8 protein-coding genes are annotated in these 13,366 nt (G+C 44.8%); 7 read left to right on the plus strand and 1 reads right to left on the minus strand.

The genetic code is table 11. The features are described 5' to 3' along the window. Nucleotides 1-25 precede the first annotated feature (25 nt). The 4 genes from LKO28_RS05270 (at nt 26) to LKO28_RS05285 (ending at nt 7,778) form a co-directional block, all read left to right on the plus strand. Entirely contained in the window at nt 26-1,183 is a 1,158-nt protein-coding gene (locus LKO28_RS05270) for a DUF3826 domain-containing protein (protein WP_227693659.1), read from the plus strand. A gap of 120 nt (nt 1,184-1,303) precedes the next feature. Next, the gene (locus LKO28_RS05275) at nt 1,304-2,941 is read left to right on the plus strand and encodes a polysaccharide lyase (protein ID WP_227693660.1); all 1,638 of its coding nucleotides are present in this window, start codon (nt 1,304-1,306) and stop codon (nt 2,939-2,941) included. Nucleotides 2,942-2,944: 3 nt separating this feature from the next. Next, the gene (locus LKO28_RS05280) at nt 2,945-4,561 is read left to right on the plus strand and encodes a polysaccharide lyase (RefSeq protein ID WP_227693661.1); all 1,617 of its coding nucleotides are present in this window, start codon (nt 2,945-2,947) and stop codon (nt 4,559-4,561) included. 826 nt (nt 4,562-5,387) lie between these two features. After that, nucleotides 5,388-7,778: a T9SS C-terminal target domain-containing protein gene (locus tag LKO28_RS05285; protein ID WP_227693662.1), complete on the plus strand. Its 2,391-nt coding sequence runs from the start codon at nt 5,388-5,390 to the stop codon at nt 7,776-7,778. 219 nt (nt 7,779-7,997) lie between these two features. Here LKO28_RS05285 and LKO28_RS05290 read toward each other — a convergent pair whose 3' ends face one another. After that, nucleotides 7,998-8,306: a hypothetical protein gene (locus LKO28_RS05290; protein ID WP_227693663.1), complete on the minus strand. Its 309-nt coding sequence runs from the start codon at nt 8,304-8,306 to the stop codon at nt 7,998-8,000. A gap of 79 nt (nt 8,307-8,385) precedes the next feature. On the opposite strand from LKO28_RS05290, the gene LKO28_RS05295 reads away from it, so the two are divergent. From LKO28_RS05295 to LKO28_RS05305, 3 genes are all read left to right on the plus strand, one after another. Then, entirely contained in the window at nt 8,386-9,609 is a 1,224-nt protein-coding gene (locus LKO28_RS05295; protein ID WP_227693664.1) for a glycoside hydrolase family 105 protein, read from the plus strand. 573 nt (nt 9,610-10,182) lie between these two features. Continuing rightward, nucleotides 10,183-11,775: a DUF4957 domain-containing protein gene (locus tag LKO28_RS05300; RefSeq protein WP_227693665.1), complete on the plus strand. Its 1,593-nt coding sequence runs from the start codon at nt 10,183-10,185 to the stop codon at nt 11,773-11,775. 58 nt (nt 11,776-11,833) lie between these two features. Continuing rightward, nucleotides 11,834-13,327, plus strand: coding sequence for a pectate lyase (locus LKO28_RS05305; RefSeq protein ID WP_227693666.1), 1,494 nt, complete (start codon nt 11,834-11,836; stop codon nt 13,325-13,327). The last annotated feature ends 39 nt before the right edge of the window (nt 13,328-13,366 follow it).

The following is a 13,366-nucleotide window of genomic DNA, read 5'->3' on the forward strand; positions in this document are numbered from 1 at the left end:
TTTTACACACCAGATATAAACATTTATGAAACAAAAATTGTTAGCCCTTTTCTTATCGTTCGGCTTCTTGGCATCTCAAGGGCAGGTAGACCCAGTCTATCAACAAGTCGCGCTAGAACGTGCGGAAAAAATCGTAGCGGAAATAGCGCCTAGTTTAGAAACGGATCAAAAACCTATCGTCCGTGATTTAGTCGCAGATCAGTATTCCACACTACATGCTATCCATGCAGAACGGGATCGTCAGCTTGCGGAAGATGAAGGCAACAGAGACAAAATCCTTGCGCATGCCGCGGCTGTAGTGGCCTCACAACATGAAGAATACCTCAGCAAATTACAAAAGCTACTAACCGTCGAACAGGTAGAAGGGATAAAAAATGGAATGACCTATTACACGGTGCCGAAAACCTATAACAACTATCTTTTAATGCTTCCTTTTGCGACGGACGAGGAGTTAGCGATGATCTTGGAAAACTTGACGGAAGCCCGGGAACACGCGATGGACGGTGGCTCCGCAAAGGAAAAACATGCTTGGTTCAACAAGTACAAAGGACGGATTGCCAATGCATTGGCAGCTAACGGATATAATCTGAAAGAAGAAGGAGAAAGATGGGCTGAAAGAAGAGATTTGAATTCCTCTGCAACCTATATTACGGAATCAAGCAGCGTGATGCAGAAATTAGCGCTATCCGATAAATGGCAAGCGGAGCAGGTCAGAAATCTATTGGCTTTTCAATATCAGCAGATGGAGACCATTTACGCAACGAAGCAGTTGGAAACAGCTGAAATGAACAAGGCCGGATTAGACGAAGCGGAAAAAGAGAAGCGTGCGACGCAAATCTGGGAGGATAGTAAAAAGGCTTTAGATTGGCAACGCGATCGCTTTTTCGAAAAGCTAGCGCTACTATTGGATGATGCGCAAATTGAATTGGTAAAAAATGAGATGACGCATCAGGGATTTCCGAAGGAACTTGCACGCTTTGAAGAACTACTGCCTGCACTGACCGACGAGCACAAGGCTGCGATAGTAGTCTATTTAAAAGAGGGTCGGGAAAACGCGCTGAATGTGTTGACGAACCGGGAGCGAAATCAGTGGTTCGCTAAATATCGCGGGCGAGCCAACAATTATCTTTCTAAGCAAGGATATGATTTGAGGAAGGCGACGGAAGAACTAGAACGACGATAATATTTTACAAACTCTCGTGAAGATAATATAAATAAGCCGCCGTTTATACCTTTAACTTTGATCAAGCTAATTCAAGTGTAAGCTTATATGCCTGATATTAGCATAAAAAAATATTTATATATGAGTAATAAAATATCATTTTTAGTCGCGGCAATCTTCAGTTTAGTCGTGATAACAGCAAAAGCGCAGTATCCAAAAATTCCGGCGGATGTTCAAAAAGCTTCCAATGAAATGATGGAACATGCCCGCCAACAATCGGACATAGCGTGGGGCAAAGCACTTCCGATAATCGAAGCGTATGCTAAGCAGGGCAAACCCTATATTCCTTGGGCGTCCCGCCCAACCGATTTGCCACAGGCAGAAATACCGGCGTTTCCAGGAGCTGAGGGCGGCGGTAAATATACGTATGGTGGTCGTGGCGGTAAAGTATATGTCGTTACCAGCTTAGCCGATAGTGGCCCCGGCACACTACGCGAGGCCTGTGAACAAGGCGGTCCACGTATTATCGTTTTCAATGTATCCGGTATCATTCAACTCAAAACGCCCTTAATTATACGGGCACCCTACGTTACGATAGCAGGGCAATCTGCTCCTGGGGATGGGATATGTGTTGCCGGCGAATCGGTATGGATCAATACACATGATGTCCTGATACGGCATATGCGTTTCCGCAGGGGAGAAACTTATGTCGGCCGACGGGATGATGCGATCGGCGGTAACCCCGTTGGAAATATCATGATCGATCACGTCTCGGCAAGCTGGGGGCTGGACGAAAACATGTCCATGTACCGTCATATGTATAACGACAGTACAGGATCGCAAGAAAAGAAATTCGGAACCGTCAACATCACTATTCAAAACTCGATATTCTCGGAAGCATTAGACACTTGGAACCATGCTTTCGGTAGTACGTTAGGAGGAGAAAACGCGACTTTTATGCGGAACCTATGGGCGAACAATGCGGCGCGGAATCCGTCCATCGGTTGGAACGGTATCTTTAACTTCGCGAACAACGTTGTTTATAACTGGGTGCACCGGGCGATAGACGGTGGTGATTATACCGCGCAGTATAATATTATGAACAACTACTTTAAGCCAGGTCCCGCAACGCCGGCAGGCGAGCCCATAAGCTATCGTCTACTGAAACCAGAATCAGGAAGAAGTAAGTTGCCTTATGTCGTATTTGGCCGCGCACATGTAGAAGGTAATATCGTTGATGGAAATGCAGCGGTTACGGCAGACAACTGGGATGGCGGTGTTCAGATCGAAAACAAACAAGGAAATCTCATGAGCTTTGAGGAAGCTACTCCTTATTTCGCGGCTATGCGGTCTAATAAGCCTTTCCCTCATGCAGCGTTTACCCTTACATCCGCCGAAGAGGCATACGAATATGTTCTTAAAAATGCCGGTGCAACCTTGCCGAGACGTGACCCTGTGGATCAGCGGATTGTTCGAGAAGTGCGTGATGGGAAACCAACTCCATTGAAAAACGTGACGCTACCTGAGAAGGATTTTGAACACCGAAGATTACCGAAGGATTCTTACAAAGTAGGTATTATCACGGATATTTCGCAAGTAGGCGGTTATCCAAAATATAAAGGAAAGCCTTATAAGGATAGCGATAACGATGGTATTCCCGACGAGGTAGAAATAAAAATGGGCTTAGATCCAAAGAATCCGGAAGATTCTGCAGAAATCACCGAATCGGGATATGCCAACATTGAGATTTATTTAAATAATTTAGCTTCAAAAGGTTAAAAGATGAACATCAGATCACTCCTACCCGGATTGCTATTGCTACTGCCTGCCTTGTCGTTTGCACAGTACCCCGTTATTCCAGATTCTTTGCAGAAGATGGCGGATGCTAGAGAAATGGTAGAAGAACAGCGATTGGAAAAGGCTTGGGAAGTAGCAAAGTCGGTGATGGAAAAAGAGGGCAAGCCTTATATTCCGTGGGCAGCGAAACCCGAAGATTTGCCGCAGGCCGATATCCCGGCTTTCCCGGGAGCTGAAGGTGGAGGTGCGTATACGCCGGGAGGTAGAGGTGGTCGCGTATTTGTCGTAACTAGCTTGGCGGACAGCGGGCCGGGTACTTTACGCGAAGCTTGTGAAGCTGGCGGTGCGCGTATTATCGTTTTCAATGTAGCTGGGGTAATCGAATTGGAGAAACCTATTGTTGTCAAAGCACCGTATGTGACCATTGCAGGGCAAACAGCTCCGGGCGACGGTGTCTGTGTTGCCGGCGAGTCTTTCTTGATTGACACCCATGACGTCATCGTACGCTTTATGCGGTTCCGCCGAGGTGTGACGGATGTCACGCGGCGTGATGATGCATTGGGAGGAAATGGCGTAGGAAATATTATCCTTGATCACGTTTCCGCCAGTTGGGGATTAGATGAAAATATGTCGATGTATCGGCACGTTTACGACAGAACCGGTAAGAATTTAAAATTACCGACGGTGAACATTACGATCCAAAACTCGATTTTTTCAGAAGCTTTGGATACCTACAATCATGCTTTCGGAAGTACGATTGGCGGATTGAACAGCACCTTTATGCGTAATTTATGGGCTTCCAATATCAGTCGTAACCCTTCGATAGGGATGTACGGTGATTTCGGTTTTGTGAATAATGTGGTTTGGAATTGGTGGAACAGAAGTGCGGATGGCGGCGATCACCGTTCGGAATATAATTTTATCAGTAATTATTACAAACCGGGGCCAATCACTCCGCTTGATAAGCCTATATCCTATCGTCTTCTCAAGCCAGAGTCTGGCAGAAGTAAGGAAAATGCCAACATGTTTGGAAAAGCCTATGTGCAGGGAAATATAGTAGCGGGGAATAAACGCGTAACGAAAGATAACTGGGATGGCGGTGTGCAGCCGGAAGTAAATGGGGATGTCGATGCTATCTTACAGCAGATCAAAGTCGATCAGCCATTTCCGTTGTCTAATTTTGGTAAGATATTATCGGCTCAGAAAGCATATGATTATGTCTTAAAGAATGTAGGTGCTACCCTTCCTAAACGAGATGCAGTGGACGAACGTATTGTCAAGCAGGTCAAAACGGGGAAGGTGTTTTATACCGAGCCTGCAGAACCCGTTAAGCCGTCGCCGTACGTAAAGCGTCGCCTGCCAATGGACTCTTATAAGCAAGGTATTATTACGGATATTAATCAGGTAGGGGGATATCCCGTGTATAGCGGTACACCTTATCAAGATACCGACAATGATGGTATTCCAGACGCGGCGGAGCGGAAGATGGGGCTGGATCCCAATAATTCCGCGGATGCCGCACAAATCAGTAAAAATGGATATGCCCATATAGAGAATTACCTTAATAGTGTAGTTCCCGAGAAGACTGTTAGACCTTTATAATTCCCTTTAAAGGCACTCTTTTATTAGTTTAGTTAGTTTGGTAAGCTGTTGCACAATATCGTGCAACAGCTTTTTTTGTTTGTATCACCTATCTATTTTATCATCTAGCTAATTATTTTGTTTAAAAAAGATCTTGATTGGTAAAGCATAGCTATCTGTTTTTCTTTGGGGAGTAGCTGGCTTCGCAAATAAGCTATGTCGGCTACCTTTCCGTCTAGCTTGTGGCGATAAATAGCTCATCTATGGACTATCCTCGCTGGCTGTTTTTCCGGACGATATACCTCTTTCTGTCAAAAAGCTATTTGCTTCATAGAAGCAGCTAGTAGCCCTACAATGTAAGATAGTAGTTTCCTGTCCCTAACTCTTTCATCTACGGAAATACCTAGTTCGGTACTTCATTTAATTACCTTGCCGAGCGGAATAGCTACACGTTTTATAAAAACAGTTACTTAATTTGCAAAATTACATAGGTCTTTTGGTGTAACAATTAGTTAAATATATAGTTACAGGATTAAATCTGTCTCCGTATAAGCTGGATATCGGGATGAACCCCTTGTCGGTAGGCAGATTATGGCTTCGGTAACATAGTAGAAGAACACGTAAAAATGCTATAATATACGATCCTTAAAGCCTCCTACATTTGATAAATGTAGCTATTAAACCCTTAGATACGAGCTGTATGCTACACGGACGAAGTATAAACTAACAAAATCTCGAGAGTATGTTTATTAGAAATAATATTTTTTTTCCATTTGCGTTTAGCTGCTTGGCATTGGTTTTATGTACAGTGTGTGTAGCTTGGGCTCAACAAAAACCCGTAGTAAAAGTGGACCTTAACGAAAGTAGTCGCCGAGTCGCTGAGACAAATGAAAGCGGCTATTCCTCGTGGCAAATAAAAAGTGGAAATTCGGATAGCTTTACCGAGGGAGCTATAAGCGTGACCTTTACAAAAGTGGATTCGGGTAGGGGTGAACTTGCTTCGGAATGGTATAAAGCAGGTATGGGGTCGCCGCATTTCGCCTATCTAATTTCCGATGGAATAACCTTAAAAGATGGAGACGCATCTGGAAAAATTGAAATGCGTATTAGCGGATTGCCCGCAGGCGAGCATACCTTGTTGACTTACCACAACATCCCCCATAGCCCGGATGATAACACTTTTAGTCCCATCGTAATTTCGTATAAAGGCAAAAGGCAAACGGTGCAGCCTAGCGTAAGGGCGCTTAAGACAGCGGACGCCGTGACCGCCTATACTTATTTAGATGTAAAACGAGGAGAGGACGCGGTCGTCGTATTTGAAGCGGGAGACCTGACGGCTTCCGTTGTCAGGGATTTGGCTATCAATGCTTTTGAAATTAACACCCCCGATGCGGCAAAACAGGCTCATTCGCCTTTACCGGGTAATGCCGATGAACACGTAGAATTGCAACGTGAAACCGTTACTTTAATCTGGGGCGCTGCTCCCGGAGCAACAAAGCATGCTGTTTATTTTGGTTTGGATTCTGCCGCAGTCGCGGATGCTACGCCTACTTCTTCTGAATTTAAAGGTGAACAAAATACGACAGTATATACGGCTAGCGGTCTCTACAGTATGGATACCTATTATTGGCGGATAGACGAAATCACGAGCGAAGGTAAAACGCAAGGTGACGTCTGGTATTTTAGGCCAGCGCAATTGGCTTTTCCGGACGCGGAAGGATATGGACGCTATGCACGCGGCGGACGTGGAGGAATCGTCGTGGAAGTAACTAATTTAAACGATAGCGGTCCGGGGAGTCTGCGCGAAGCCGTGGAGAATCCTACTGGCCCTCGGACAATTGTCTTTACAGTTTCCGGTATCATTCATTTAAAGTCCCGTCTGGTGGTGAGCCAGCCTTATGTGACGATAGCCGGACAGACAGCACCAGGGAAAGGGATCTGTATCGCCGGGGCTCCGCTTGGATTCACGGGGAACGACGTAGTTGCTCGACACCTGCGGGTTCGTTTGGGGGCCGGGAAAACAGCGGACGGTATGGGCTTAACGGGAGCGAACTATAGTATTGTAGATCACTGTTCCATCAGCTGGACGATTGACGAAGGATTCAGTTCGCGTGGCGCAAAAAATATTACCTTGCAACGGACGTTAATTTCTGAGGCGTTGAATTCGGCGGGGCACAGCAAATATGAACAGGGTAAAATGCATGGTTATGCCGCTAGCATCGGTGGTGAGATTGGCAGCTTCCAACACAACCTGTTGGCGCATAACTACGGTAGAAATTGGAGCCTGGCTGGGGGATTGAATGGCGACGGGTTTTATAGCGGTAAACTGGATCTTCGCAATAACGTTGTGTATAATTGGGGCGCGCGCGCTACAGATGGTGGAGCGCATGAGGTCAATTTTGTGAACAATTATTATAAGCCGGGCGCAGGAACAACTCAGTTTTTTGCCTTCATAGGCGATCATGAAAATGTCGGAAAAGGGATGCAGCGATGCTATTTTGCGGGAAATGTAATGCCGGGACACTTTGATGAGCGAGATCAAGAAAAGGGTCGGAAGGCGCGGTATAGCAATGGTGATTATGAAAAATATGAAACGTTTGTGGATCAGCCGTTCTTTGATTCAAAAGTGACTACGCATAGTGCGCGGCTAGCCTATAAGCTGGTGTTGTCCGATGTGGGCAATAACCGCCCCGTCTTAGATGAGCACGACCAACGTATTATTCAAGAAACGATCGATAGTACCTATTCAGCCACAGGCAGTATATCCGGTAAGCCGGGATTCCCTGATCATCAAGATGACGTAGGAGGTTATGAGGACTATCCCGAGATAAAACGCGCTCATAATTGGGATAGTGACCGCGACGGGCTGCCTGACTGGTGGGAGATTCATCGTGGCTTAAATCCTCAATCACCAAAAGGTGATTTTTCCGACACTAATCTGGATGAAAATCGTGATGGTTATACAGAGTTAGATGAATACCTACAATGGATGTCTGAACCAAACTTTCGAGTAAGAGAGGGCGAGTCCTTAGAAATAGACCTCAAAGTGTTAGCGAGCGGGTTTACGCAGCGTCCTATGTTCAAAGTAAGCAACGAAAAGAATGGGATAGTATCCGTGGAAAAAGGAAAAGCTGTTTTCAAACCTGCTGCGGTAGGTTTAGGGTCTTTTGAATTTACGGTTACAGATGCAGAGGGCGATAGCATGACGCGTAAGGTTAATATTCTTAGTGGGATATAATAGAATGATTAATTTAGGCGCTTTCCCGTCGTTTTGCGGTACCTCAATAGTCCGTTGCGGTACGACTTTGGCCTGGCGCCGTAGTTGTTGAGCTTGATGAGGGCCTTCGTGTGCTTGTCGAGATAGCGATATATGCTTTCTACATACCGCAATAAAGCACTGAGGTCCGTTCGATGTCTCCGGTTGTCCCTCGACGAGATGTATCGGTACGTCTACACGTTATATGCGTTCCTCTCTGTAACCTATTCCTCCGTCAATGTAGTCATCTCCTATCTCGAAAATGTTTTGAGCAACGGCAATACTGTATTTTCGTTCTTCCATGTCATGTTGATGCCGCTCATAACCTCCGATACGCATGGCGTATAGATGTCGAGGTACTTTTTGCGCGTATAGTTGTCCCTCAATGTGGTATTGAGGGGGCTCAGCAACGCATTGAGGTACCTCAACAAAGAAAAGAAGTCCTTCGTCAGTACAAAGTGGGAGCTCGTTAAGGCAAATAGGTCTCTCGCCGTGTTCATGTTGTTGCACAAAAAGAAGCCAAAAAGTGGATAAAGCAAATAAAAGTCGTATTTTGTAATCTATTATAGACTATCTTAAATCAAAAAATATGTACAGAAAGTACCTCACCTTCCTTTTGAGTTCTGCATTGACCTCTCTTTTTTTCTGCAATTGTACATCCATTAAATCGACTGATGCAGATATTGATTATGCCCGTGAAATAAGCAACACTATTATGCATAAATGGCCAGACTCTTTATCTCGTCTGGATGGTAAGTCAGCGGGATGGTCGTACGATATCGGGCTTTATCTGGAAGCTATCTCCAACGTTTATGCGCGGACAGGTGAGCACCGCTATTATGATTATATCGTAAAGCAGATCGACAGATTTATACTACCCAACGACAGTATCCGCTACTATACGCGAGATAGTTACAACATAGACTATGTGAGAAACGGAAAAATCTTATTGTACCTCTATGAAAAGACAACAGATAAAAAGTATCAAGATGCAGCGAAGTATGTAAGGCAACAACTGTACACACACCCGCGTACAAGCGAGGGCGGCTTCTGGCATAAAAAGGTATACCCGCACCAAATGTGGCTGGATGGTTTATATATGGGGCAGCCATTTTATGCGCACTACAGCAAAATCTTTGGCGAAACGGAAAATTTTACGGATATCGCTAGGCAGTTCACCTTGATGGAAAAACACGCTCGAGATGAAAGAACAGGGCTATTACATCATGCCTGGGATGAGCGTAGGGAACAAAAATGGGCGGATAAACAAACTGGCAAATCGCCTCACTTTTGGGGAAGGGCAATGGGCTGGTATGGTGTCGCGCTAGTGGATGTACTGGATTATTTTCCACAGGATCATGCGGATCGAAAAACGTTGCTTGATATTCTCAACCGCTATGTGGAAGCCGTGTCCAAGGTGCAGGATCCGGAGAACGGTCTATGGTATCAGGTACTGGATAAAGGAGGAGAGAAGCAGAATTATCCCGAGGCATCGGCTTCATCCATGTTTGTGTATACCATGATGAAAGCCGTTAGATTAGGTTACATATCTGCAAAATATGGCGCTATTGCTGAAAAAGGGTATAATGGAATGATCAAAGAATTTATCGTTAAAGGTGATGATGGCTATTATCACCTCAACGGGACGGTCATGGTCTCTGGTCTTGGGGGTACACCCTATAGAGATGGTTCTTTTGCTTATTATATGAGTGAACCGGTCATACAGGATGATCCGAAAGGAATGGGGGCTTTTATCCTTGCAGCTAATGAGGCTCAACTTAGAAAGGATAAAAATGTGGCTTTTTCAGAATGACGCTACAATAGCCTCTCTTATCTTCTTAAAAAGAAATCGTAATAATACAGCTGTCGCATGGTGAGACAGCTTTTTTATTGTGCCGGCATAATCTAATTTCCTTTATCGGCTATCGAATTGTGTGTGTTGAAATCCTAGTTTTTTTAAAATATTGGTCATATATATGTCCGAATGATAATATGTTATAATAAAAGGGTAATGCAATATAATATATATGCAGCGTTTATTATCAACTTCGTTACAACGACTAGCGATTATATATTTAGTTATAGCATGTTTGTAGTAATACATGTGTAGAGGTGAGAAAGAAGTAGCATTATAAACGTTTTTTTAGTACTAACAAATAGAGAAATCGTAAAGATTAAAAGAATAATAAGAGTCGCGCTTAGTGTCTTTTGTACAATATTGGCAGTTTGGAATATCGTCGATAGTTGTTCCGTATATAAATAATCGACTATCTTATTGGTGGTTCTTGATTATGGTATGTTGTCGCTATGTGGCTGCGGATTATTTAAAGGAATGTAATTTAGTAACCTAAAGTATAATTTAATGAATAATAAAAAACCTAAAAAGATGAGATATAAGAACTTTACGGGTAGTGTATTTTCGTTTGGCAGGATGTTTTTGCTTCTTCTGTTGGTCGCGTCTATTTACGCGTGTAATAAGAATGCGGCGCTAGGTCCGCCCTCGAGTTTGACGGAGATGACAGGGCGGATCGAGTTTATCAACGTAGATACAGCTATAACGTTGACTTGGGATAAAGCGCATACGGCGTGGCAGGGTGATTATGTACCTGACGTACATTATGAGGTGCAGGTTTCTTTGGATGAGACGTTTACAGATCCTATTAAATTAGCATACAGTGGAGTCGTAGATTCAGCCTATCTTTTTCTGAATGAAGAGCATATAATCCCTTTGGATACCTATTATGCCCGGGTTCGCGCTTATGCTGGTACGTCGACCGCAAGATCCGGATGGATAAGCAGTCCGAGCTTTTTTATCTTGGATGAGTTGCCCGAAATTAACTTATTCCGTACAGTAAAAGTTTGGGAATTGACAGATAATGCTGTGGTGCTAAATTGGGAGCCGAACGATGAATTGACACGCTTAGTGGTTTCGTCGGGAGATGAAGATAATGACCGTATTGTTAACCTGTCTTCTGGAAGCGAACCATCAATCCAGCTAGAAGGCTTGTCGTCTAGTCAGGATTATTCCGCAACACTTTTCGCCGGTGACAGAAGTATGGGCGCATTAACCTTTACCACTAAGTCGTCGGTTGACGGAATGGGGTATGTGGATTTACGGACATCAGAGGATCCGTCTATATTGGCTTCCACGTTGAACACGGTGCCGAGCGGTAGTACGATTGTACTGAGGCGTGGTATGACCTATGCCATTGAGGGAAACTTTAGATTAGACCGCGATGTAACCATCATGTCGGAACCAGGCTTCGGGGCGCAAGCACGTATAACCATGACGTCTTCTTTCGATGTAGCGGAGGCGGCGACTATAGCGTTGGTCAAATTCGAGGATGTAGAAATTACCGGCAATATAGAATCAACCTATGTGTTTAACCTGTCCCCAGCATCAAACGTCGGTGCTATCGAGATTGAAGCTTGTCGGATAAATAATCATCGAGGCGCAGTACGAATGAAGGATAACAATCAAAAAAATGTCGGAACCTTTATCTTGAATAATTCCATTGTGAAGGATATCGGCGGTTATGGTGTGATTAACGTTGATAATACCTTGGCTAGCTTAGAGGATATACGTATTTCCAACAGTACCATTATTAACGCAAACAGACTAGTCGTCAGTAAAAGTAATTCACGATCTATTACTTTGGAGAATCTAACCCTCTATCAATCCCCCGGAAGCGGTCAGTATGTGATTGATTATAATGGACCGTCAATCACATCTGGAGTGACCATCAGCAACGTATTGTTTGGCCCGGCTAGTTCCTCAAGAAGCCTCAGAGGAGGTGGTAGCCCATCGATTAGCGTTGAAAATAGCTACGCCACCAGCGATTTTGGGGGAGACTTGATAAACGGAGTAGGCTTGCATTCAGCAGGTGCAGCGCAGGTATTTGTCGCTCCTAATAACGGAGACTTTACGGTGCAGGTCGAAGATTTGCAAGGTACTGGAGACTTGCGTTGGAGACCTTAGTGAAATATAAGCGAATAGAGTTTGTAAAATAAGCAAAATGAAAAGAATAAAAATGAATATGAAATATATAGTTATAACAGCTATACTTTTCCTTTCCTCGGCGCTAATAGGCTGTGACAAGGAACGTATAGAAGGGGAAGCTCCTTTTTTCGAAAAAGATCCTGAAGCGGAGATTTCATTGGATATCGATGATAGTACGCCCGGGATAGCGTTCCCAGGAGCGTTTGGCTATGGGAGCAAAGCCACTGGTGGGCGTGGTGGGAAAGTTGTTGCGGTTACGAATTTGCTTGATAGCGGGCCGGGAAGCTTGCGTCAGGCGTTCATGGAGTATCCTGACGAACCAATTACCATCGTATTTAAGGTTGGCGGCTTGATTGAGTTGTCATCCGACATTAAGGTAAGTCGCTCAGATATTACACTAGCTGGTCAAACGGCGCCGGGCGACGGCATTTGTATATCCGGGGGATCTTTAATATTTAATGGCGCGAGAGTACAAAGTCAAGGAGGTAATCATGGAAATATCATCGTGCGCTATATTCGTTCCCGTCCGGGCACGGAAGATCCAAAGGGGAGCTATGGGTTTAACTTAGAGAATTATCACACGGTTATCATCGATCATTGTTCCTTTGGTTGGGCGAATGAGGAATGTGTGGCTACCTATGACACTAGAGATGTTACTATTCAATGGTGTATTGTCAGCGAGGGGCTGTACGATGCAGGGCATCAGAAGGGGGTTCGTGGATACGGAGGTATATGGGGAGGAACGACTTCATCCTTCCACCACAATCTAATTGCGCATAATGTGAGTCGTACCTTAGGTTTTAATGGATCGCGCGCACACGATACGATAGCTAGGGTAGACTACCGAAATAATGTCATATACAACTGGGGCGGAAACCTGGGCTGTTATGGCGGACTGGTGGAACTTCCGGGAGGTTCTTCCCAGATTAATATGGTTAATAACTATTATAAACCGGGGCCTGCAACGCCTGACCGAGGTATACACTTTATGAGAACAAGCTATAATGCGGACTTAGCGACTGGTGTTGGTCAGGTGTATCTGACCGGAAATATGATGGATGGTCGGACAGAGATGACCGCTGACAATTGGTTGGGCTTGAACCGGGACGAATTTCCAGAAGCCTTGAAAAGTGAAGTGAGAATGGACGCCGCCTTTACGGTGGAAAGTTTTGCGGAATTGCCAGAGAAAAGTGCGGCACAGGCCTATTTGGATGTGCTGGCTGGTGCGGGAGCAACACTACCAAGGCGAGATGCCGTGGACATGCGTGTCGTGGAGGAAACACGGAACGGCAATGCCTCTGGAACAGGAAACCACGGCGGTCTTGGTATGATTGACTCGCCCGACGCGGTTGGTGGATATCCTGTATATGAGAGTGGCAAAGCCTTCGTCGATACTGACGGCGACGGAATGCCAGATTATTGGGAACGTAAATTAGGTTTGGATCCAGCAGATCCTTCGGATGGTAATGCTTTTGCTTTTACTGATCATTATACGAATCTGGAAGTTTATTTGAATAGCTTAATAAAATGATGAATGGTGTAATATAAAAAGTTGGAACCTATTTGTAGA

The sequence above is a fragment of the Sphingobacterium sp. FBM7-1 genome, assembly GCF_020687765.1.
In the GTDB taxonomy this organism is placed as follows: Bacteria; Bacteroidota; Bacteroidia; order Sphingobacteriales; family Sphingobacteriaceae; genus Sphingobacterium.